Origin of the sequence: Phenylobacterium sp. (assembly GCF_036264965.1) — a bacterium.
Taxonomy (GTDB): domain Bacteria; phylum Pseudomonadota; class Alphaproteobacteria; order Caulobacterales; family Caulobacteraceae; genus Phenylobacterium.
Genome location: NZ_DATAPY010000155.1, coordinates 1 through 22753, shown reverse-complemented (window position 1 = coordinate 22753; position 22753 = coordinate 1). Strand labels below are relative to the sequence as shown.

The following is a 22753-nucleotide window of genomic DNA, read 5'->3' as shown; positions in this document are numbered from 1 at the left end:
CGCCCCGGCCAGCCACATGAACTTCCTGATCGCCAACGGCGCGGTCGTCGTGCCGATCTACGCCGAGCAGGCCGGCGCCTTCGCCGTCCAGGCGCTGGAGGAGCTGTTCCCCGGCCGCCAGGTGATCGGCCTGCCGTCGCGCGCGATCCTCACCGGCGGCGGCTCGTTCCACTGCATCAGCCAGCAGGAGCCCGCCTGATGACCCGCAAGATTGCTGTCGCGGCGTTGCAGGCGAGCTTCGGCCTGGACCTCGACGCCAACATCGCGCGCACCGCCGAGCTGATCCGCGAGGCGGCCGGCCGCGGCGCCCAGGTGATCCTGCCGCCGGAGCTGTTCCAGGCCCCCTATTTCTGCGTCGCCCAGGAGGAGCGCTGGTTCAAGGAAGCCCATCCCTGGCGCGAGCACCCCTGCGTCAAGGCGCTGGCGCCGCTGGCTGCCGAGCTGGGCGTGGTCCTGCCGATCTCGATCTTCGAGCGCGAAGGGCCGCACTATTTCAACAGCCTGGTGATGGCCGACGCTGACGGCTCGCTGATGGGCGTCTACCGCAAGAGCCATATCCCCGACGGGCCGGGCTATATGGAGAAGTACTACTTCCGGCCCGGGGACACCGGCTTCAAGGTCTGGGACACCCGTTTCGGCCGGCTGGGCGTCGGCATCTGCTGGGATCAGTGGTACCCGGAGGCCGCCCGCGCCATGACCCTGATGGGCGCCGAGGTGCTGCTCTATCCCACCGCCATCGGCTCGGAGCCGCATGACCCGAGCCTGGACACCGCCGCGCCCTGGCGGCGCGCCATGCAGGGCCATGCCGTCTCTAACGTCATCCCGGTGGTGGGCGCCAACCGCACGGGCTTCGAGCCCTGGGAGGACTATCCCGGCGGCGGGCAGCTGTTCTATGGCTCCAGCTTCATCGCCGACCATCGCGGCGACCTCGTCCAGGCCTTCGGGCGCGAGGACGAGGGATCGCTGGTCGCCGAGTTTGACCTCGATTTCCTGGCCACCCATCGCGCCGCCTGGGGCTTCTTCCGCGACCGCCGGCCGGACCTCTATGACGCCCTCACCCAGCGCCGGCCGGCTTGATCGAAACCGAACGCCTGATCCTGCGCGCCTGGCGCGACGCCGACCGCGAACCCTACGCCGACATCATGGTCCATCCTGAGGTCGGCCCATGGCTGGGCGGCCCGTTCACGCGCGAGCAGGCCCATGCGCGGGTGGACCGCTTCACCGCCAGCCTGGCCGAGACCGGCCTCGGGCGCCTGGCCGTCGAGCGCAAGGCCGACGACCGGCTGATCGGCCACTGCGGCCTGGCGCCGTCACCGGTCGCCGAGACCGTGCCGCAGGGCCTTGAGATCGGCTGGGCCCTGGCGCCCGAGGCCTGGGGTTCAGGTTTCGCCGTCGAGGCCGCCCGCGCGGTGATCGCCGACGGTTTCGCCCGCACCGAGGCGCCGGAGATCCTGGCCTTCACCGGCACGGCCAATCTGCGCTCCCAGGCGGTGATGCAGCGGCTGGGCATGATCCGGATGGCCGAGCGCGACTTCGACCATCCGTCGTTGGCGGCGGACCATCCGCTCCACCGCCACATCGTCTACGTCGCGCCGCGGCCCTGAGGCCCCGACGTCAGGACCGCAGCACGGTCTTGCCGTTCTTGATGACAGTCGCGCCGCGCGCCGCAACCCGGGCCTCGAAGGAGATCACGCTGCCGTCCTTCCACAGATCGACGGTGATGGTGTCGCCGGGGAACACCGGGGCAGAGAACCGCGCCTGATGACTGAGGATCTGGTCGGGGTCGTAGCCGGTGATCGCCTGCAGCACCGCGCGGCAGGTGATGCCGTAGGTGCAGAGGCCGTGCAGGATCGGCCGCGGGAAGCCCGACCGCTTGGCGCTCTCCGGATCGGAATGCAGCGGATTGCGATCGCCGTTCAGGCGGTAGAGCAGGGCCTGATCCTCACGGGTCTCGATATCCACGGAGAGGTCGGCCTTGCGGCTGGGGATCGCGTGCGGCTCGGGCTGGCCCTCGGACGGGCCGCCGAACCCGCCGTCGCCGCGGGCGAAGGTCGAGCCGGTCAGGGTGGCGACCTTCTCGCCCGCCTCGTCGGTCCAGACGGTCTCGTTGACGATGACCGCGCCCTTGTCCTTGCCCTTGTCGAAGGCGCCCACCGTGCGGCCCTGGGCGGTGAAGGTCCCGGAGGTCGGCAGCGGCTTGTGCAGCTCCACCTTCTGTTCGCCGTGCACCACCATCAGGAAGTTGATGACGCTCGCCCGGTGGCCCGGCTTCTGCTCGACCTGGTCGGCGCCGCGCGCCGGACGCCCGCCGGCCGAGGCCAGCACGGTGGCTGCGGTGGGGATCACTTTCAGCCCCTTTTCATAGACGAACGGCAGTTCCGTCTCGTTCATCGGGTCGCGGCCCATGCCGACGCCCAGCGCGTAGAGCATCACGTCCTTGTCGCCGTAGGTGAAGGTGCGCGGGGCGGTCTTCTGGTCGAGGATGTCCGGGTAAAAGATGGGCACGACTATTCCTCCGAATTTATGGGCTGGCTCTTGTGGCCACTGAACTATGTCCGGGATCAAAGCGCCTGGACCTCAGCCGCGCAAGCGGCCAACGGGCGCATTTGCGGGTCCGGGCCTGATCGGCTAGAAGCGGCGACTTCCCGCGGGCGGGCCGCTCCCAGCCGTCCACGGTCCTCCTCGACCTCGAAGGCGCTTCATGACGACCACTGGCCAGCCCGGCATCACCGGCAACGTCCTCTTCTACTCCCAGCCCGAGCCGCTCTCGCCCGAGATGCACGGCAAGATGGGGGTCAAGAACATGGACGGGCCCTTCGGCTTCGCGAAGGTTGGCCACGCGGTGCCGCTGACGGTCGGCGAGTTCCCGGCGGCCTCTTCGACGGGGCCGATCATCTTCGTGGGCGACGAGAAGCTGCCGATCTCGGTGATGGGCCTGAACGCCGGCGAGAACATGTTCCTGCAGGCCGACGGCCTGTTCCAGCCGGGGGTCTACATCCCCGCCTACGTCCGCCGCTATCCGTTCATCTTCGCCAACGACGACGCGGCCAAGCAGATGGTGCTGTGCATCGACCGCGCCGCGGAATTCATCGTCGAGAGCGGCTACGACATGCCGTTCTTCGAGACCGACGGTCAGCCCAGCCAGTACACCAAGAACTGCATCGAATTCTGCAACAACTTCGAGCTGGAGCGGCAGCGCACGGCGAACTTCGTGCAGATTCTGAAGGACCTGGACCTGCTGGAGACCAAGACCGCCAGCTTCACCCCGATGAACGCCGACGGCACGGCGGGCGAGCCGCAGAAGATCGCCGACTACTTCGGCGTCTCCGAAGAGAAGCTCGCGAAGCTGCCGGTCGAGAAGTACATCGAGCTGCGCGACAACGGCGCCCTGCCGCAGATCCACGCCCACCTGACCTCGCTGCTGGGCTGGGACCGGCTGGTGGCGATCACGCTCGCCCGCCAGATGCAGGCGCCGCAGGCCGCCAACGCCTAGCGCTAGCGCGCAAACACGCTCCGCGTCAGGCACGAGAAGACCAGCCGGCCCGCCTCGTCGAGCAGGTCATGCTGGGCAATGATGATGCCCTTACCCTCGCCCACCGGGTCCTTGGCCATGATGGTCATGCGGCCGCGCAGCAGCTCGCCGGCCGGCGGGTTGCGCACCCAGCGCAGCGCATCGACGCCGAGGCGCTTGGTCTGCGGCCAGTCGGTGTGGGCCACCGCGTCCAGCCGGGCCCAGATCGCATAGACCATGGCGTCCGGCGCCCCGCGGTCGGTCGCCCAGCCGGGGGCGAAGGCGCTGATGAAGCCGGTCAGCGCGTCGGCGTCTACGGCGGCCGCGCCCAGTGAAACGACCTGGCCGATCTGGATATCATCGAAGGAGGCTGGCACGCGTAACGATCCTGGGTCGGACAACGAATGCATCGATGATGGGCGTGGCGCGCCACCCAAGTCGAGCCTTGCTTTGCGTGCAGGGCCGAGGCGGGCCATATAGCGCCCGTTGACGGTGCGTAACGAGGCTCTGGATGCGGTTCCTGACAGGGGTGTTCCTGGCTCTGGCGATGGCGCTGCCCGCTGCGGCGCAAGCCCCAGGAGCGACCCACCACGTGGCCGCTGACCTCATCGCCTCGCGCAACGCGATCGCGCCGGGCGAGACCATCTACGTCGCCCTGCATCAGAAGATCGAGACCCACTGGCACACCTACTGGCGCAACTCCGGCGATTCCGGTGAGCCGACGCGGATCAAGTGGGACCTGCCGGCCGGCTGGAGCGCGGGCGAGATCGTCTGGCCCGCGCCCAAGAGGATCCCGGTCGGGCCGCTGATGAACTACGGCTACGAGGACGACGTCCTGCTGCCGGTTCCGCTCACCGCGCCCGCCAACGCCAAGGCCGGCGACAAGGTGACCCTGAAAGCCCAGGTCTCGCTGCTAGTCTGCGCCGAGGTCTGCGTGCCCGAGGACGATGCGCTCAGCCTGACGCTGCCGGTCGTGGCGACGCCGGCGGCGCCCGGCGGCGGAGCCTCCGACAAGGTCATGGCCGCCGTAGCCGCCGCGCCGAAGCCCGCGGGCCTCGCGGCGGTCTATCAGGTGCGTCCAGCGGGCGTCGCCCTGGCGATCACCGGCGCGGCGCTGAAGGGCGCTGATGCGGTCGGCGCCTACTTCTTCCCCTTCGAATCCACGGTCATCGACCACGCCAAGCCGCAGGCCATCGAGCGCGGGCCGCAGGGCCTGACCCTGACGCTCGCCCCAGGCTACGGCTTCCAGGGCGGCAAGAGCCCGGCCAGCGTCGGCGGCGTGATCGAAGTCGGCGACAAGGCCTATGAAGTCGCTGCCACGCCTGGCGTCCCACCGGCCGGCGCTTCCGGCCTCGGCCCGCCGGCCGCCAAGGGCGCGGGCGGCGCGGACCTTGGTCTGGCAGCCGCGGCGCTGTTCGCGTTCCTGGGCGGCCTGATCCTCAACCTGATGCCTTGCGTCTTCCCGATCCTCGCCATGAAGGCGGCGTCGCTGGCCGGCCACGGGGGCAGCGAAAACGTTGAAGCACGCCGGCAGGGCCTGGCCTTCGGTGCGGGCTCCGTGCTGACCTTCCTGGCGCTGGCGGGCGGGCTGATCGCGCTCAAGGCGGCGGGCTCGGCCATCGGCTGGGGCTTCCAATTGCAGTCGCCGCCGGTGGTGGCGGTGCTATGCCTTCTGATGCTGGGCGTGGCGCTGAACCTCTCCGGCCTGTTTGAGGTCGGGACCTCGATGCAGGGCGCGGGCTCGGGTCTGGCCAGCCGCGGCGGCGCGCTCGGCTCGTTCTTCACCGGGGCCTTGGCCGTCGTCGTGGCCGCGCCCTGCACGGCGCCGTTCATGGGCCCGGCGCTTGGCTGGGCTCTGACCCAGACGCCAGCGGCCGCGCTGACCGTCTTCCTGGCGCTCGGGGTCGGTTTCGCCGCGCCCTTCGTCCTGGTGGCCTATGCGCCTGGCCTGCTGTCGCGCCTGCCGAAGCCCGGCGCCTGGATGGAGACGTTCCGTAAGGCGCTGGCCTTCCCGATGTACGGCGCGGCGGCCTGGCTGGCCTGGGTGCTGTCGCAGCAGGCCGGCCCCGAAGACCTGGCCAAGCTGTTCGCCGCCGCCGTGCTGGTCGGACTGGCCGCCTGGTTGGCCGGTCTTTCCCAGAAGCGGGCCGCTATGGGCAGGAAGCCTGTCTTGCTGACCGCCGTCGCCGGCGCCGCGGCGGCGATCGCCGTCGCGACAGTCGTCTGGCCGCAGGACAAGACCGCCGAGTTGCAGTCGGAGCCCTACAGCCCGGCCCGCGTCGCCGAACTGCGGGCCGAGGGCCGTCCGGTGTTCGTCAACTACACCGCCGCCTGGTGCGTCTCCTGCCAGGTCAACGACAAGGTGGCGCTCTCCACCCACCGGGTCGCCCAGGCGTTCGGGCGCCATAAGGTCGCCTATTTGAAGGCCGATTGGACAAAGCGCGATGGCGCCATCGCCGCCGAACTGGCCGCCCATGGCCGGGCCGGCGTGCCGCTCTATCTGGTCTATGGAACAGGCGGCGGCGACGGCGTTATCCTGCCGTCCATCCTGACACCCGATATTGTGGTGAAGGCGGTGGAGGCCGCCGACAAGCACTGAGGAAGGAGCTTCGCGATGATCGACCGCCGCACCCTTCTCGCCGCCGCCATCTGCCTTGGCGTCGCCGCGCCCGCGTTCGCCGAGCCGCAACTCGGCCAGCCAGCCCCGGCGTTCAAGGCGACGGACGCGGACGGCCACGCCCGTTCGCTTTCCGACTTCGCGGGCAAGACGGTGGTACTGGAGTGGACCAACTCCGGCTGCCCCTACGTCGGCAAGCACTATGGTTCCGGGACCATGCAGGCGCTGCAGAAGAAGGAAATCGCCGACGGCGTCGTCTGGCTCACGGTCTCGTCGTCAGCGCCTGACATGCAGGGCTATTTCACCGCCCGCACCGCCAAGGCCTGGGCGGCCAAGGAGCATTGGTCTGGCAGCGCCATCCTGCTCGACAGCGAAGGCAGGATCGGCCGCGAATACGGGGCCAAGAACACCCCGCATATGTTCGTCATCGATAAGACAGGCCGCGTCGCCTACATGGGCGGCATCGACGACCGGCCCTACGCCGACCCCGAGAGCCTGAAAGGCGCCAAGCCCTATGTGGCGATGGCGCTGGCCGACCTGAAGGCTGGGCGGCCGGTGGCCACGCCGGTCTCGCAGCCCTATGGCTGCAGCGTGAAGTACAACTCCGCCGACTAGGCCAACTCCGAGGGACCACGCTTGTCCGACCTGACCGACGCCTGGGCGCGCCTGACGGACGCCGCCGCCGTTGCGGGCGTGCGCCGCATCGTCTCTCTGTTCGACAGCGAGCCGAACCGGCTGGACCGTCTTTCGGTCAGCGCCGCCGGCCTGGAGCTCGATCTCTCCAAACAGCCGTGGTCGCTCGGCGATCTGGACCTGGCCCTGGCGCTCGCCAAGGCCGCCGATGTGGAGGGCGCGCGGGGGCGTTTCTTCGCCGGCGAGCCAGTCAACAGCTCCGAGCATCGCGCGGCCCTGCACATGGCGCTGCGGGCGCCGAAGGGCTCGGACTTCAGGGCCGACGGCCAGCCGGTTTCGGCGGAGGTCGACGCCATGCGTGACCGGATGGCCGCCTTCGCCGACGCCATCCGCTCCGGCGCGCACAAGGGCTCCACGGGTAGGCCGTTCCGCAAGCTGGTGCACATCGGCATCGGCGGCTCCGACTTCGGCCCGCGTCTGGTCTGGGCGGCGCTGCAGCCGCTGGAGCCGCAGATCGAGGTGCGCTTCGTCGCCAACGTCGATCCCGGCGACCTCGCCTTTGCGCTGCACGGCCTCGATCCCGCCGAGACCCTGGTCGTGGTGGTCTCCAAGACCTTCACTACCCAGGAGACCATGACCAACGCCAGGGCGGCCCGCGACTGGCTGCGTGCGGCCCTAGGCGAGGGGGGCGACGCCCATCTGGTGGCAGTCTCGGCGGCGTTGAAGGAGACTGCGGCCTTCGGCGTGCCGGACGAGCACGTCTTCGGTTTCGGCGACTGGGTCGGCGGGCGCTATTCGGTCTGGTCGCCGGTGGGGCTGTCCTGCGTCATCGGCCTGGGACCGCAGGTGTTCGAGCGCCTGCTCGCCGGCGCGGCGGCCATGGACGCCCACTTCCAGTCCGCGCCCCTGGCGCAGAACGCCCCGGCGCTGCTGGCGCTCGCCCACGTCTTCAACCGCAACGGTCTGGGCCGCCCGGTCCGCGCCGTGGTGCCCTATGCGCAGCGCCTGCACCTGTTGCCGACGTTCCTGCAGCAGCTGGAGATGGAGTCCAACGGCAAGCGGGTGACGCGCGAAGGCAAACCCGTCGTCCACCATACCGCCCAGGCAGTGTTCGGCGACGCCGGCACCAACGTCCAGCACGCCTTCTTCCAGCTGATGCACCAGGGGACTGACGTGATCCCCACCGATTTCATCGCCGTGCGCGAGGCCTCCGAGGGCGATCCGGCGGCGCAGAAAATCCTGCTCTCCAATGTCATCGCCCAGGCGGAGGCCCTGATGGTCGGCAGGAGCGAGGCCGAGGTCCGCGCGGAACTGACCGCCAAGGGCGTCAGCGCCGATGAGATCGAGACGCTCGCGCCGCAGCGGACCTTCCCCGGCGACCGGCCCTCAGCGATGATTCTGCTTGAGCGCCTGGACCCGGAGCGGCTGGGCGCGCTCCTGGCGCTCTATGAGCACAAGACCTTCGTCGAAGGCGTGCTCTGGGGGATCAACAGCTTCGACCAGTGGGGCGTGGAACTGGGCAAGACGCTGGCGACCCGCGTGCTCGGCGAGCTGCAGGGCGGGCCGCCCGGCGCGCATGATCCGTCGACTGCGCGCCTGATCGGCAACCTGCGCGGCTAGGTCCTGCGACAAGCCGCCACACCAAGGGCGAGCGTGGCCACAACCGAAGGTTAGGACCTCGCGCCTAGCGTGCGGTCTTTGCCGGACGCCGCACGATGAGCAGATCCCCCACGCTGGTAAGCGACCTGAAGGCCTACGCCATGCGCAACCGCGTCAAGATCTTCGATCTTGGGTTCATCCTGATCCTACTGGCCGTGGCGGCTATCTTCGCCTTCGAGGTCGACATCTTCGAGAACGCCCCCGGCGTGCCGCCCAAGCAGGAGACCATCGAGCTCGATGAGCTGCTGTTACTGGTCAGCATCGCGATTGGCGGGGTGCTGTTCTACACGTGGCGCCGGGCCAGCGAGCACAAGCGGGAGAACGTTCTGCGGATCGCCGCCGAGCGCGAGGTGCGCAACCTCGCGCTGCACGACCCGCTCACCGACCTGCCGAATCGCCGCCAGCTCGACGACGCCCTGAAGACCGCGCTCACAGCGATTCCCACCGCGCCGGAAGCCCATGCGGTGCTGCTACTCGACCTCAACGGCTTCAAGAAGATCAACGACGTTCACGGCCATCCGGTCGGCGACCAGGTGCTGATCCACGTGGGTGCGCGGCTGTTGAGGGCCGTGCGCGACGGCGATCTGGTGGCTCGGCTGGGGGGCGACGAGTTCGCCGTGCTGGCCCGTAATGTCGCCGGCGCGGAAGGGGCGGCCACCGTGGCGCTTCGGATCATCGAGGCGCTTTCCACCCCGGTCTCCGCTGGCGGGGTGCAGCATTCAGTGGGAACCGCCATCGGCGTGGCTCTGTCGCCGCACGACGGCGAAACACCCGAGGACCTGTTGCGCAAGGCCGATATCGCCCTCTACCGGGCCAAGGCCGAACGCCGCTCGGCTGTACGGTTCTTCGAGGCCGAGATGGATGCGCGCCTGCACGAACGCGACGACCTCGAGCGCGCATTGTCCGAGACCGTGGCGGAGGACGGCTTTGTCCTGCGTTTCCAGCCGACGCGGGTGAGCGACGGCCGGGTCGCCGGCTTCGAGGCCCTGCCGGGCTGGCGTCATCCGACCAAGGGCGAACTGGGCGCTGAGCGCTTCCTGCCGATCGCGGAGGAGGCGGGGCTGTTGGCCCAGCTCACCGAACAGCTGCTGCGCAAGGCCTGCACGGCGGCGGTCACCTGGCCCTCGCCGGTGCGCCTGGCCTTCAACCTTCCCGGCGCTCTGCTGCTCGACACCAGCTTCGGCCTACGCATCCTGACGGTGCTGGGCGAGACCCGCCTGTCGCCGACGCGCCTGGACCTGGAGATCGACGAGGGCGCGTTGATCCGCGAGGCCGAGGCGGCCGGCGCGCTCCTGTCGCCGCTGCGCGCCGCCGGTATTTCCATCGTCGCCGACAATTTCGGCACGGGCTATTCGGACCTGAAGAACCTGCACCGGCTGCAGCTCGACGGCATCAAGATCGATGCGACCTTCATCGAGGCCATGCTGCACGACCGGCGAGCTGCAGTGATGGTCAAGGCGCTGATCGGTATCGGCCAGGGCCTCGACCTGGCGGTCACCGCCGACGGCGTCATGAGCAAGCAGCAGCAAAGCGTCCTCCTGGCGCAGGGGTGCTCGCTCGGCCAGGGCGCCCTGCACGGCGGTCCGCTTGGGGTCGAGGAGGCCCTAGCGCTGGTCGGGCCGGCGAAATCGGGCGCGCCGCGCCGCGTGGCGTAACGCCGGCGGCGCGGCTGGCTGGATTTGTTCACGATCCTTCGCTATAGGCCGCTCCCCATGAGCGGATTTGCGCATCATCACGGCCACCACCATCCGACCCGGCAGGGTTCGGCCTGGGACCGCTTGGCCTAAAGCGACCCGCTCCGAGCCCCGCTTCCGCGGACGGGGCCCGATGACTTTCAGCTCCGTCCGTCGCTTCCCTTCTTTGAGGACACGACGATGGACCGCCTTCCTTCCTTGAGCGCAGACGCAGCAACCGCTAAGCGCGAGCCCATGACCGACACCGTCCGACCTGAAGCCCGCAGCCCTCGCGGCTTCATCGACCGCCGCGCCCGCGACCTGACCGCCGAGCGGAAGATCCTGGCCGCGGTGGCGGAGGTCTACGAACGCTACGGCTTCGAGGCGCTGGACACTGGCGCGTTCGAATACGCCGACGCCCTGGGCAAGTTCCTGCCGGATACGGACCGCCCGAACGAAGGCGTCTTCGCCCTGCAGGATGACGATGAGCAGTGGATGGCGTTGCGCTACGACCTGACCGCGCCGCTGGCCCGCTTCGCCGCCCAGAACTGGGAGGTACTTCCCAAGCCGTTCCGCCGCTACGCCTTCGGGCCGGTCTGGCGCAACGAGAAGCCGGGGCCGGGCCGTTATCGCGAGTTCGTGCAGTGCGACGCCGACACGGTGGGCTCGGCGCGCCCGGAAGCCGACGCCGAAATCATCGCCATGGCCGTGGCCGGGCTGGAGGCCGCAGGCCTGCCCGCGGGCTCGGCGATCGTGAAGATCAACAACCGCAAACTGCTGAACGGCCTGATGACCGCCGCCGGTGTCACCAGCGAGGCGCAGAAGCTCACCGTGCTGCGCGCGGTCGACAAGCTGGACCGGCTCGGGCCTGACGGCGTGCGCCTGTTACTGGGCGAGGGCCGCAAGGACGAGTCGGGCGATTTCACCAAGGGCGCGGGCCTGAACGCCGCGGCCGCTGAGCGGGTGATCGCCTTCACCGCGGCGGGCGCGGGCGACCGGTCGGGGACGCTGGACAAGCTCTCCAATGTGGTCGGCGGGTCGGCCGAGGGCGACGAGGGCCTGGCGGAGCTGGCGGCTATCGATGCGGCCCTGAATGGGCTCGGAGTCGGCGCTGATCGCGCGGCATTCGATCCGTCAGTGGTGCGTGGGCTGGAGTACTACACCGGCGCGGTCTTCGAGGCGGAGCTGCTTCTTCAGACGACGGACGATAAGGGCCAGCCCATGCGGTTCGGCTCGATCGGCGGGGGCGGGCGCTACGACGACCTGGTGGCGCGGTTCACCGGCGAGCGCACGCCGGCCACCGGCTTCTCATTCGGGGTCACCCGCCTGGCGGCGGCGCTGAAGGCGGCGGGGCGCGACCTGGCTGCCGACGTACGCGGGCCGGTGGTGGTGCTGGTGCTCGATCAGGAACGTATGGCCGACTACATGGGCGTGGCCGGAGAGCTGCGCGCTGCGGGGATTGCTGCCGAGGTCTATCTCGGGACGTCGGGCATGCGCCCACAGATGAAGTATGCGGATCGTCGCCTGTCGCCTGCCGCCGTGATCATCGGCGGCGATGAGTTCGCCGCGGGAACCGTGACCCTGAAGGATCTCGACCTTGGGCGCGAGCTGGCCTCCGGCGTCACCGACAACGCCGCCTGGCGGGCCGAGCGTCCGGGCCAGATGACCGTGCCGCGCGCCGAGCTGGTCGCCACGGTTCGCAAGATTGTGGATTCGCAACCGTGAGGGTCGAGCCGCCAGTTCCGGCTGAGGCCCTTGGGGCGATCCGTGCGGCCCTGGCCGCCGCGGGCGCGGAGGCCGTCGACGCGCCGATCCTGCAGCCGCTCGGCCTGCTGCTCGACCTGGCGGGCGAGGCTATGCGTGCGCGCCTGTTCGTGGTCCAGGCGGAGGGCGGCGCGGAGTCCTGCTTGCGGCCCGATTTCACCGCCGCGGTGGCCCGCCAGCATATCGAGCGCAGCGCATCCGCGGGACGCTATTTCTACGAAGGCCCGGCCTTCCGCTCGGAGCCGGAGGGCGAGCGCCCGGAGGAGTTCGTCCAGCTGGGCGTCGAGCTGTTCGCGCCGGCGGGCGGCGCGGTGGTTGCGGCGGATGCCGAGATCGCGGGCCTGGCCTGGAATGCGGCCGTGGCCGGCGGGCGCGGTGACCTCACCTTATGGCTCGGCGACGTCGGCCTGTTCGCGGCCTTCATCGAATCCCTGGGTCTGCCCGAGGCTCTGGCGGCGCGACTGAAGCGGGTCGCCGGACGGCCGCGGTTGCTGAACGCCGAGCTGGCGCGTGCGGGTGAAACCGAGGCGCCGGCGACCGGCGGCGGCCAACTCGCCGCCATGTTGTCCGGCCTGCCGCAGGCGCAGGCGGCGGCCATGCTCGAGGAAGTCTGGGCGCTGGCTGGCGTAGAGCCGGTCGGCGGCCGCGGACCGGGCGAGATCGCGACGCGTCTGGTGCGCCGGGCCGAGGCGGCTTCCGCGCCGGCCCTGACCGAGCAGCAGGCCAGCGCCATCCGCGCCTTCATGGCCATATCCGAGGCGCCGGCCGTCGGCCTGAAGCAGGTGCGAGCGCTGGCCGGCAAAGGCTCAGGCCTCGACGCCGCTCTCGCCGACTGGGACGCGCGACTGGCCGCGCTCTCCGCCATTCCGGCCGCCCAGATGCGGTTCGCGCCAGCGCTGGGCCATGCCTTCGACTACTACGATGGCCTCACCTTCGAGGTGCGGAGCACGGCCCTTGGCGCGGACCGGCCCGTGGCCGCGGGCGGACGCTATGACGGCCTGCTGGCGCGGCTTGGCGGCGCGGCCGGCGGACAGGCGGTGGGCTGTGTCGTGCGGCCGTGGCGCGCCTTCACCGGGGGTGAGGCATGAGCCGTGAGCTGATCATCGCCATTCCGTCCAAGGGCCGGTTGAAGGAGCAGGTCGAGGAGTGGCTGGCCGACTGCGGCCTTCCGCTCTCAGTGAGCGGCGGCGCGCGGGGCTACCTAGCTAGTCTGAAGGGCTTGCCGGGCGCGCAGGTGCGCCTGCTGTCGGCTGGCGACATCGCCGATGCGCTCGGCGCCGGCGAGGCGCACCTGGGCGTCACCGGCGAGGACCTGCTGCGCGAGCGCGGCGACCTGGAGAGCCGTGTGGTGCTGCTGCGGCCGCTGGGCTTCGGCCGCGCCGATCTGGTGGTGGCCGCGCCGAAGAGCTGGCTCGATGTCGACACCATGGCTGACCTTGAGGAGGTGGCGCACGACTTCCTGGCCCGGACCGGCCGGCGCATGCGCGTGGCCACCAAATACCTGGCCCAGACCCGCGCCTTCTTCGCGCGACACGGCGTGGTCGACTACCGGATCACCGAATCGGGCGGCGCCACCGAGGGCGCGCCGGCCTCCGGCGCCGCCGAATTGATCGTGGACATCACAACCACGGGGGCGACCCTGGCCGCCAATGGCCTGAAGATCCTCTCCGACGGCCTGATCCTGAAGAGCCAGGCCCAGCTTACCGCCAGTTTCAAGGCGGACTGGAGTGAGCCGCAGCTGGCCGCCGCGGAGCGCCTGCTACGGGCCGCAGAGGCGCGGGCCGCGGCCTTGACCAGAACGACCCTGATCTGGCCGGCGACCGGGAACGAATCGGAGGCGGCCGTCGTTCAGAAACTCGTGACGGGCGGCGCTCAACGCCGTCCACACGGGCTGATGGTCGAGACCGGTCGCGCGGCGGAAGCCGCCGCCGCGCTCACGGCCGCCGGCCTGGGACCGGTCACCGTTTCGCAGCCCGACTTCGTCTTCGAGGTTGAGTGCCCTCAATTTACGGCTTTGAAACAACGGGTTCTTTGACGTTCGCGTCAAAACGCAACCTATATTTCCCGGGTCTCGCGAAAATCTGAACCTATCGTGCCCGGTCAGGGCCTTGCAGGCGTTGACTCGGGTCAAAAATTGCCGTTTCTTCACTTCGCGAGAGACACCCGGGCGCAAGACCTTGGATCTCCGGCGTTTCGGGGAGGAAACGCCCGCTCTATAAGAGCGACTGCTCAAAAAAGGCCCGCTGCGACTATCCCCCGCAGCGGGCCAAATTTTTGCACCAAACCCAATTTTGACAAAAGGGTCAAAAGTGATCCCTCCCTGGCACGAGGAGGGGAGGGATCACCAGATCCTGACGCGGTCCGCGGGCGCCACGTACATGGCGTCGCCCGGCTTGAGGCCGAAGGCCGCGTAGAAAGCGTCGACGTTGCGCATCGGCACGTCCACCCGCGCGCGCTCCGGCGAATGCGGATCGCTGACCAGTTGTTGGCGGAGCGCGTCGTCGCGGATCTTGCCCCGCCAGACCTGCGCCCAGCCCAGGAACACCCGCTGATCTCCGGTCTGGCCGTCGATGATCGGCGCCGGCTGTCCGTGCAGGGACGTGTGAAAGGCGTCCAACGCCAGCAGCAGGCCGCCGAGGTCGGCGATATTCTCGCCCATGGTCAGGTCGCCGTTGATCTTGGCGCCGGGCAGCACCTCGAAGCCGCCGTACTGTTTGCCGAGCTTCACGGTCTCGGCCTGGAACTTGGCCGCGTCCTCCGCCGTCCACCAATCGGTCAGCCGCCCGGTCCCGTCGTAGTGGCGGCCATGGTCGTCGAAACCGTGGGTAGTTTCGTGGCCGATCACACCGCCGATGGCGCCATAGTTGATCGCCATGTCGCCGTCGGGATCGAAGAACGGCGGCGCCAGGATCGCCGCCGGGAAGACGATCTCGTTGCCGTTGGGATTGTAGTAGGCGTTGATGGTCGAAGGCGTCATGCCCCACTCGGAACGGTCCACCGGCCCGCCCAGGCGGCCCACCCGGAAGTCCCAGTCGAAGGTCGTGGCGCGGTTCACGTTGCCGTAGAGGTCGTCATCCTTGATCGTCAGGCCGGAATAGTCGCGCCACGTGTCCGGGTAGCCGATCTTGACGGTGAAGGCGGCGAGCTTCTCCAGGGCCTTGGTCTTGGTGGGCTGGCTCATCCAATCCAGGCGCTCGATGCGGCCCTTCATGGCGGTGCGGATGTCGCCCACCAGCGCCAGCATCTTGGCCTTGCTCTCGGGCGGGAAGTAGGCGGCCACATAGACCTTGCCCAGCGCCTCGCCGATCTGGCCGTCGACCAGCTGCACCCCGCGCTTCCAGCGCGGCCGTTGCGCGGGCTGGCCGTTGAGCGTCTTGCCGCGGAAGTCGAAGCGCGCGTCGACGAAGGGCTGCGACAGGTAGGGCGCCGCCTGGTCGGCCAGGCTGAACGCCTGCCAGGCCTTCAGCGTCGCGATCGGGGTCTTGGCGTAGATCGCCGCCAGTTTCGGGAAGGCGGTGTTTTCCTGGGCGACGACGCGCGTGGCTTTGGTCAGGCCGGCGCCGGCGATGAAGGCGCTCCAGTCGAAGCCGGGCGCCAGCTCGGCCAGTTTGGCGACGTCGTAGGCGTTGTACATCCGGTTGTCGTCGCGCTGGTCCGCCTTGGTCCAGGAGTCGGTGGCGATCTCGGTCTCCAGGGCCACGATCGCCGTGGCGTTGGCGGTGGGGTTAGGCCATTTCGCCAGCGTCAGCATCTTGGCGACATAGACCTCGTACTTGGCCTTCTGCGCCGCGAAGTTCTTCTCCAGGTAATAGTCGCGATCGGGCAAGTTCAGCCCCGCCTGGTTCAGATAGACCGCGTAGTGGTCGGGGTCTTTGCCGTCGACCTGGACCGAGGCTGAGAAGATTGAGCCGCCATAGGTGTGCTGGGCCTTGCCCATGGCGCGGGCGACGTCGACCTTGGTCTTCTCGGCCTTGATGGCGGCGAGGTCGGCGGCCATCGGCCTGGCGCCCAGGGCGCCCACCTTCGCCTCATCCATGAAGCTGCGGTAGAGCGCACCCACCTTGGCCTGTTCGCCGGTGGCTGCCGTGTCGGCCGCGGCCTTGTCCAGCAGGGCGTGGAGGCGCGCCTGGGAGAGTTCGTTCAGGGCGTCGAAGGCCCCGAAACTGGCCCGGTCGGCCGGGATCGCCATGGTCTTCTCGTAGCCGCCGTTGGCATACTGGAAGAAGTCCTGGCCCGGCGTGGTCGAGGTGTCGCGGCCGCTGAGATCGAAGCCCCAGGTCCCCATCCGCGGCGCTTTGGCGATGTCCGGTGCGGGACCGGCGGGCGTGGCGGCGGCCGGCGTCGCGGCGACTGGCCTGGCCTTCGCCTTGGGCTTTGGCTTGGCCTTGGCGTGAGCCGGCGGGTTCGCGCCCGGAGGATCTTCCGCATGCGCCAGGATCGGGGCGGCGGCGAGGAGGGCGGCCGCCGCGGCGGCGCCGAGCCAATGGGTCTTCATCTTTGGGTGGCTCTCGATGAATGGATGTGACGGGAGCATGCCCTCGCCAAGCCTGGGGCGGGCGTTACATTTTCGTCAGAAAGCCGGCGGGGCGTCAGGGCTTCATGCCGAGCATGGCCGCCGGCGGCGTGCCATCGGTCACCTGGAAGACGACCTTGAGCTTCTCGCCGCTGGCGAAGCTGAGGGTGGCCGGCGCCTGGTCGCCCGCCTTCAACGTGCGGGTCAGGCCGATCAGCATCAGGTGATAGGCGCCCGGGCCGAAGGTGGTCCGACCGCCGGCCGGAACCGCCACGCGATCCTCCCGCTGCATGGTCATGATCCCGCCGGACATGGTCGAGGAATGCATCTCGACGCGGGCGGCCAGCGGGCTTTCGACCTTCTCCAGGGCGTCGGCGGCCCCGTGGTTGGCCAGGACCATGTAGCCAATGCCGGTGGTCCCGGCGACCGCCGGGCGGCTCCAGGGCTGCAGCACCTCGATCTTGCCGGCGCTGACGGCGCTGAGCGGCGTCGCGGCCAGCACGGCGGCGGCGATGACTGAGTATTTCATAGCCGCTCCATACGCCCTGATGATGGCCGCCGTCAGGCGCCGCCGATCCTACTTCGCCCGCTTCCAGTTCGGCGCTTGGGTTCCGCGCGCCGGCTCGCCGGGGCGATCCTGCGAATAGGCATAGAGCGGCCTGGCCTTGTAGGCCCATTGCGCCGCGCCCTGCGGCCGCGAGATCAGGCTCCAGTCGCCGAAAGGCTGCTCCCCCTTCGCAGCGGCGAGCGGCGGCCACATCCGCGCGCACTCGTCGTCGCAATGGGACATGCCGACCATCGTATCGAAGTCGAAGGTGTAGAGTGGCCGGCCCGCCGCATCGGCGAGGCCGCCGTCCGCCAGACGTTGGACGCCATTCGGCAGGCGCTCGCCGGCGGCGGGCGCCGTGGCGACGGCTTCACTGGCGGCGGTGAGCATCAGGGTCGGCGCCGGATGGGTGGGCCGCGGTCCCCCCGTCGGCGTGGGCTCGTCCCAGCGCACCGTCGTCGCACCACAGGTCTGGGCCGCGACGAAGCTCAGCGGCCCAGACGTCTTCGGGAGCTTGGCGCGCACCGCGAAGCCGTCCGCCTGATGCGGCGGCAACTCGCCGCGCCAGGTGAAGGCGCCGCCGCCGCCGGGCAGTCGCTCCGTGGCGAGGGTCCAGCCGTCCTTCGGCTGCGGTTGCGCCTTAGACAGCCCCGCGGGCAATTCGACGCGCAGCGCGGTCGTCGGCTGTCCGTCGCAGCCGTGGCCCACCACAAAGCGCAAGGTCTCTTCGCCGCCGGGCGCGGCGGTCGTCGGTTGCACCGTCACATGGGCCTGGGCGGCGCCGGAGACGAGGGCCAGCGCGAACGCCGGCGCGAGAAAACGGGTCATGGCGAAATCCTTGAGAAAGCCCAGCGACGCGGTGCGCCTCGCAGCACGTCTCCGGGCCTGAGCTTCAGTAGGTGTACTTGAGGTCGGCGAGCACCGTCCGCTGCGGGAACGGGTGGAAGACGAAGTAGCGCCGGTTGTTGAGGTTATCGACGCCGACGTCGGCCGCCAGGTGGTCGTTGATCTTGTACCGGACGTGGGCGTCCATCACGAAGAAGGCGCCGAAACCCTGGTAGGTGTTGGCGTAGTGGTCGCTGTTGTCGATGGTCGCGAATGACCGGTCACTGTAGCGGGCCGCCAAGGTGAAATCGACCTTCGGCAGGGCGGGCGGCGTGTAGGTCGCCACCACCGCCCCGCGCCACCGGGGCAGCTGCGGCAGGCGCTTGCCCACCGCCGGGGCGAAGGCGGCGTCCTTCTCGATGTCGGTATCCAGATAGGTCGCCCAGCCGGAGAGCTCGAAGCCGGAGATCAGCAGGTTCCTCTGATCGCCGACCACCTCGATGCCCGTCGCGCGGGTCTGGTCGACGTTCTGGACGAAGCTGACCGTGGAGCCGCTCAGCTGCGCCGTCTGCGACAGCAAGGCATTGTGGACCCGCTCGTCGAACAGCGAGACCCGCAGGCTGCCGTCGGACCAGTCGCGCTCGGCGGAGAGTTCGCTGGAGAGCGCCCGCTCCGGCTTCAGGTTCGGGTTCGGAACCGACAGGATCTGCCCGGTGGTCACCGCCTGATAAAGCTCGCTCACCGTCGGGAAGCGGTTGGCGACGCCTACCGAGCCCTTGAAGGTCCAGCCCGCCATCGGCGACCAGGCCAGCACCGCCTTCGGTGAGAACGTATCCTTGCTGAGCTCCGGCTGATGGGCGTTGAGCGGCGGCGCAGCCGAGAAGTTGAGGCCGTCGGACGCACGCCAGTGCTCGTAGCGGCCGCCCACGGTCAATTTTAGGTCGGAGGTCAGCGACCAGACGTCTTGCGCCCAGAGCGCCTGTGTCAGCGTGCGACCTTTGCTCAGCGTTTGTGTCGCGCCCTCGGAATCCGACTGCCAGTTGGCGAGCGCGAACTTCGGATTGTCCAGGAGATAGCTGTCCTGGTGCGCGCCGAAGGTGACCGTGTGGTGGTCATTGGGCCGCCACTTGCCATTGGCGTCCAGGGTGTACCAGCCGGTGTCATTCAGTTCGGCGTCGGAGCCCGCGCCGCCGGAGAAGCCTGCGGGTAGGATCACGGACGGGATTCGTTGATGGCTCTTCAGGTAGTCGAAGCTAGTGGCCGTGATGTCGTAGTCGAAGACCCCGCCGGTGTGCGAGCTCAGCGAGAGTCCCTGGGCCAGCTCCAGCTCGTCGAGATTGTAGACCCCGTTCGAGAAGCTGCTGGGGGCGACGGTATAGGCGCGGCCGGCGATGTTGATCGCGCCCGAGTAGACCGGGGCTCCGTTGGCGTCGCGCAGGTAGCTGTTGACCGTGGAGTCGTCGTTGTTGGCGAACAGGCCGAAGGTGTAGGCGAGCGTCAGCGTCGGGGTGAGGTCGTAGGTGAGGCGCCCTGAGGCGTTGTCCTGCACCTGATGTTCCAGGCCGCCCGATCCCAGCACCACGATCGGGACGCTGGTGCGGTTTGCGTCGCTGAAGGGGCCAGTCACCGGGGTTCCGGTCGCGCTCGCCGCCGCCGGGACAGTCGCTGTGACGTAGGTCAACGGCTGGCTGTGGCTGTCCAGGTGGTTGTAGCTCAGCCGGAAGGCGAAGTTCCCCAGCCGATCGCCGATGTCGGCGGCGAAACGTGCTGTGGAATAGTCTTTGTCGTCCCCGTATTTCGAGAAGGATTGCGAAGCGCCCTGCGCCTCCACATGGGCCTCGAACTGGCTGGGCATCCGCGTGATGAAGGCGATCACGCTGCCCATGGAATTCCCTGGGAAGGCCGCCGCGAAGGGACCATTCAGAACATCCACCCGCTCGACGGCGTCCGGCGTGATTAGCCCCCACTTGGGCGAGGCGCTGGTGTTGTTGTTGCCGATCAGGGCGGAGAGCAGGATTCCATCGACGTAGAGCACGGTGCGCGCCGAGGCGCCGACGCCCGAGGTGCGACTGGTGATCGGCGACTGCGTGTCGCCGATGTGCCGCTGGCGGACCAGCACATCGGGCACGTAACGCAGGATATCCTCCGGCGTGGCCAGGTTGATCGTCCTGGCGACATCGTCGGCCGTCACCGTCGAGGTGGTGTTGGGAACGTCGGTAAGGTTGGAGATCGACGACGGGGCGGTAACGACGACCGTCTCCACCGCGGGAGACGCGGCGGCCGCATCGTCAGCGCTGGCCGCGGTTGAGACAGCCAGCGCGCACAAGGCTGCGCCGGCGAAGAGGGCGTAACGCGCCCGCACTTGGAAGGTCATGATTGGATCCTGAACAGCAGACATGGGTCGGCGCCCTGGCGGACGCGGCTCGGCTAGGTCTGATTCAGGCGGTCGGTGGTCCCTGGCCGGGCGGGCGAGGGCGCGCGCGGGCCCGCGGCGCGATCCGGTCGGCCGGCGTCACATGTTCGACGCGGGCGAGGGCGTACGCGACGGGCTGGATGGCCAGCAGCGGCGGCGGTGCGGTGGCCACAAGGGAGGCGGCCAGACAATCGTGGCAGGGCGCACCGTGGTTCGGCGCCGGAGCGCCGGACTTGCCATCCGTTGAAAGGGTCTTGGTCCCGCCAGCCGTGCAGAGGATCATCCGGCCATCGGCCGGCGCCGCCATAGCCATGGTCGGCATCAGCGCCTGCACCATCAGCGCGAACATCACGAAGAGCGCGATGATCGCCCTGCGGTCGTGCGTGGCGTGGCGGGCCGGCGGCATGACGGTCCTCTTAGGCCAACGCCACGATTTCTCAAGCCGATGACGGACTTGCCGGAGGGAGGCTGTTTCTACTGTCGGCCTGTCGACGAATCCTGAGTCGCGAACGGCGCCAGGATGGCGCCGAAATTTGGTCCGTATTCATCCTGTGGCGGGAACAAAGCGGCGCCGTCTACGTTGGTGGGTCAGCGCAACTGGGGCGCCGGTGAGTAAGGGGGCGTAGATGGCGCCGGACGGGCGGGGAGCCGGGAGCGATTGGCGTAAGCCGAACGCTGTTTTGGCGAAGTCTGAGCTCGGCTGCGTCGAAGAATCAGATTTACAAGTCATTCCAAGACGTTCGCGCGGCGCCGCAGGGGAGCCGGCAAGGCTTCACGCACGATCCTCGCGATCCGAATCACATCCGGGAAGAACTGGCGACTATGCCGGGCGCGTCAGCTTCCCGGCGAAGCTGTGGGACGGCCTCCGAGCCGATGTTGCTCCCCACACCGATAGTCGTATAGCGTCCGGCTAAGCTCGCTGGCCTACGAGATTGAGGTTCGAGTGTGGCTTCGGTGACACTTACGCAATCTCGGCGGCTTGATATAAGAAAAGCTGGGTCAATAGGCCGCAGCGCTAGGGCAATGAGAGGGCTCTGATTATGAAGTTCAAACTCCTGGCAGGAGCCGCGCTGGCGGCGGTGTTCGCCGCGTCGGCGGCTTCTGCGGAAACCGGTTGGTATGGGGCCGTGGATCTCGGCTACCACATGCCGGACGCCACCAAGCTGGATTCCAGCAACCTCGCCGCCAACGGCAACAAGTACATCTGGAACTTCAATCAGGATAACGACTACACGGGCTTCGCTCGTCTCGGCTACCAAGTGGCCGATCACTGGCGCGTGGAACTGGAAGTCGGTTATCGCCCCGGTGACCTGACCAGCGTCGCTGGCGGCACCAACCAGGCCATTATCGGCCTCTGCACCCCCGGCGTGCTCCGCACTGCCGCGGCGCCGGCTTGCGGCGCCCCGAGCGGCAAGATCGAGTCGTGGAGCCTGATGGCCAATGTCCTCTACGACATCGGCCCGAACTGGGTGATCGATCCGTTCATTGGCGCCGGCCTTGGCGCCAATCACCTGGCCCTGACCACCGATGGCCAGTTCTCGAACGTGACCGGCACGGTGACGGCTCAGGGCGGCGCCAACCCGGCGATCCAGAACCTGCACATCGATGACAGTCAGACGGTGTTCGCCTACCAGCTGATCGCTGGCGCCGCCTGGAAGGCCACGGATCGTCTGAACGTCGACCTGACCTGGCGCTACATGGGCACGTCGCCGGCGACCTTCACGTCGGTCGGCACCAACGCGCTGCAGCCCGGCAACTTCGAAGGCCGCTACAAGGACAACTCCGTGACCCTCGGTCTGCGGTACTCCTTCGCGGCTCCGCCGCCGCCGCCGCCGCCCCCGCCGCCTCCGCCACCTCCCCCGCCGCCTCCCCCGCCGCCTCCGCCGCCGCCGCCGCCGCCTCCCCCGCCGCCGGCTTATGAGGCCAAGCAGTTCATCGTCTACTTCCCGTTCGATCAGTACATCCTGACGCCGGAAGCCCAGTCGGTGGTGCAGGCCGCGGCCAACTACTCGTCGGCCGGTCACGCGACCAAGGTGACTGTGGTCGGCTACACCGACACCTCCGGTTCGGCGGCCTACAACATCCGCCTGTCGGAACGCCGCGCTAAGGCCGTCGCCGACGCGCTGGTCGGGATGGGCGTCGCCCAGACCGCCCTGTCGGTTGACTGGAAGGGCAAGACCAACCTCGCCGTCCAGACCGCCGATGGCGTGAAGGAACCGCTGAACCGCCGTTCCACGGTCGACATCAGCTTCTGATCTCGACCGCCGAGCGATCGGTGAAAGTTGCGGGAGCCCGGCCGAAAGGCCGGGCTCCTTGCGTTTCATCCCTCCCCGTTTCGGGGAGGGTGGCGAGCGCCAGCGGGACGGGTGGGGAAGCATGGGCCGGCGTGCCGAGTCGGCGCTTGAACGCGATTTCCCCACCCGACCTCGGTTTCACCTCGGCCACCCTCCCCCTTGCGGCAGGGGAATCGCATGTGAGTAGCTGAAGGTGTTGCGGCTGGGATCGTGTTGGCTTCTTTGTGGGCTTTGCAGAGATGTGGAGCCCGGATGCCGGTTGTTGAGATCCTGGGTGAGATACCCGACCCGCGCCGTTACAACG

Annotated in this window: 19 protein-coding genes; 12 read left to right on the top strand and 7 right to left on the bottom strand. The window is 68.9% G+C overall.

Annotated elements, in window-relative coordinates; genetic code table 11:
• From VHS75_RS20910 to VHS75_RS20900, 3 genes are all read left to right on the top strand, one after another.
• Nucleotides 1-199 (top strand): agmatine deiminase family protein (locus VHS75_RS20910; protein ID WP_329640559.1); only part of this gene is annotated, 199 nt, incomplete at its 5' end.
• Nucleotides 199-1077: an N-carbamoylputrescine amidase gene (aguB, locus tag VHS75_RS20905; protein WP_329640558.1), complete on the top strand. Its 879-nt coding sequence runs from the start codon at nucleotides 199-201 to the stop codon at nucleotides 1075-1077. The genes VHS75_RS20910 and aguB, both read left to right, overlap by 1 nt.
• On the top strand, nucleotides 1074-1604 hold the full coding sequence (locus VHS75_RS20900) for a GNAT family N-acetyltransferase (protein WP_329640557.1): 531 nt from the start codon (nucleotides 1074-1076) through the stop codon (nucleotides 1602-1604). The genes aguB and VHS75_RS20900 overlap by 4 nt, the downstream gene beginning before the upstream one ends.
• 10 nt (nucleotides 1605-1614) lie before the next feature.
• Here VHS75_RS20900 and VHS75_RS20895 read toward each other — a convergent pair whose 3' ends face one another.
• Nucleotides 1615-2505: a MaoC/PaaZ C-terminal domain-containing protein gene (locus tag VHS75_RS20895; RefSeq protein WP_329640556.1), complete on the bottom strand. Its 891-nt coding sequence runs from the start codon at nucleotides 2503-2505 to the stop codon at nucleotides 1615-1617.
• Nucleotides 2506-2701: 196 nt separating this feature from the next.
• Here VHS75_RS20895 and VHS75_RS20890 point away from each other — a divergent pair, with 196 nt between their 5' ends.
• Nucleotides 2702-3493 carry a SapC family protein gene (locus VHS75_RS20890; protein ID WP_329640555.1) on the top strand — a complete coding sequence of 264 codons (792 nt, stop codon included), beginning with the start codon at nucleotides 2702-2704 and terminating at the stop codon, nucleotides 3491-3493.
• Nucleotides 3494-3495: 2 nt separating this feature from the next.
• Here VHS75_RS20890 and VHS75_RS20885 read toward each other — a convergent pair whose 3' ends face one another.
• A complete protein-coding gene (locus VHS75_RS20885; RefSeq protein WP_329640554.1) occupies nucleotides 3496-3888 on the bottom strand; it encodes an acyl dehydratase in 393 nt (130 codons plus the stop codon).
• A 134-nt stretch (nucleotides 3889-4022) separates the two neighbouring features.
• Between VHS75_RS20885 and VHS75_RS20880 the strand changes: the two genes are divergently transcribed.
• From VHS75_RS20880 to hisG, 7 genes are all read left to right on the top strand, one after another.
• Nucleotides 4023-6110, top strand: a complete 2088-nt coding sequence (locus VHS75_RS20880) for a protein-disulfide reductase DsbD family protein (RefSeq protein ID WP_329640553.1) — start codon at nucleotides 4023-4025, stop codon at nucleotides 6108-6110.
• A 15-nt stretch (nucleotides 6111-6125) separates the two neighbouring features.
• The gene (locus VHS75_RS20875; RefSeq protein WP_329640552.1) at nucleotides 6126-6743 is read left to right on the top strand and encodes a redoxin domain-containing protein; all 618 of its coding nucleotides are present in this window, start codon (nucleotides 6126-6128) and stop codon (nucleotides 6741-6743) included.
• 21 nt (nucleotides 6744-6764) lie between these two features.
• On the top strand, nucleotides 6765-8381 hold the full coding sequence (gene pgi, locus VHS75_RS20870) for a glucose-6-phosphate isomerase (protein WP_329640551.1): 1617 nt from the start codon (nucleotides 6765-6767) through the stop codon (nucleotides 8379-8381).
• A gap of 95 nt (nucleotides 8382-8476) precedes the next feature.
• Nucleotides 8477-10075 carry a putative bifunctional diguanylate cyclase/phosphodiesterase gene (locus VHS75_RS20865; protein ID WP_329640550.1) on the top strand — a complete coding sequence of 533 codons (1599 nt, stop codon included), beginning with the start codon at nucleotides 8477-8479 and terminating at the stop codon, nucleotides 10073-10075.
• A gap of 219 nt (nucleotides 10076-10294) precedes the next feature.
• A complete protein-coding gene (gene hisS, locus VHS75_RS20860) occupies nucleotides 10295-11818 on the top strand; it encodes a histidine--tRNA ligase (RefSeq protein WP_329640549.1) in 1524 nt (507 codons plus the stop codon).
• Nucleotides 11815-12945: an ATP phosphoribosyltransferase regulatory subunit gene (locus tag VHS75_RS20855; RefSeq protein ID WP_329640548.1), complete on the top strand. Its 1131-nt coding sequence runs from the start codon at nucleotides 11815-11817 to the stop codon at nucleotides 12943-12945. The genes hisS and VHS75_RS20855 overlap by 4 nt, the downstream gene beginning before the upstream one ends.
• Nucleotides 12942-13892, top strand: coding sequence for an ATP phosphoribosyltransferase (gene hisG, locus VHS75_RS20850; protein WP_329640547.1), 951 nt, complete (start codon nucleotides 12942-12944; stop codon nucleotides 13890-13892). The genes VHS75_RS20855 and hisG overlap by 4 nt, the downstream gene beginning before the upstream one ends.
• A gap of 306 nt (nucleotides 13893-14198) precedes the next feature.
• Here the strand turns inward: hisG and VHS75_RS20845 are convergent, their stop codons facing one another.
• The 5 genes from VHS75_RS20845 to VHS75_RS20825 all read right to left on the bottom strand — a co-directional run bounded on the left by VHS75_RS20845 (nucleotide 14199) and on the right by VHS75_RS20825 (nucleotide 20561).
• The gene (locus VHS75_RS20845; protein WP_329640546.1) at nucleotides 14199-16352 is read right to left on the bottom strand and encodes a M13 family metallopeptidase; all 2154 of its coding nucleotides are present in this window, start codon (nucleotides 16350-16352) and stop codon (nucleotides 14199-14201) included.
• Nucleotides 16353-16446: 94 nt separating this feature from the next.
• The gene (locus tag VHS75_RS20840) at nucleotides 16447-16899 is read right to left on the bottom strand and encodes a copper chaperone PCu(A)C (protein ID WP_329640545.1); all 453 of its coding nucleotides are present in this window, start codon (nucleotides 16897-16899) and stop codon (nucleotides 16447-16449) included.
• A 48-nt stretch (nucleotides 16900-16947) separates the two neighbouring features.
• Nucleotides 16948-17745, bottom strand: a complete 798-nt coding sequence (locus VHS75_RS20835) for a DUF1775 domain-containing protein (RefSeq protein ID WP_329640544.1) — start codon at nucleotides 17743-17745, stop codon at nucleotides 16948-16950.
• A 64-nt stretch (nucleotides 17746-17809) separates the two neighbouring features.
• Nucleotides 17810-20116, bottom strand: a complete 2307-nt coding sequence (locus VHS75_RS20830; protein WP_329640543.1) for a TonB-dependent receptor — start codon at nucleotides 20114-20116, stop codon at nucleotides 17810-17812.
• A gap of 64 nt (nucleotides 20117-20180) precedes the next feature.
• Nucleotides 20181-20561, bottom strand: coding sequence for a DUF2946 family protein (locus VHS75_RS20825; RefSeq protein WP_329640542.1), 381 nt, complete (start codon nucleotides 20559-20561; stop codon nucleotides 20181-20183).
• Between the two features lie 634 nt (nucleotides 20562-21195).
• Here VHS75_RS20825 and VHS75_RS20820 point away from each other — a divergent pair.
• On the top strand, nucleotides 21196-22410 hold the full coding sequence (locus VHS75_RS20820; protein WP_329640541.1) for an OmpA family protein: 1215 nt from the start codon (nucleotides 21196-21198) through the stop codon (nucleotides 22408-22410).
• Nucleotides 22411-22753 lie beyond the last annotated feature (343 nt).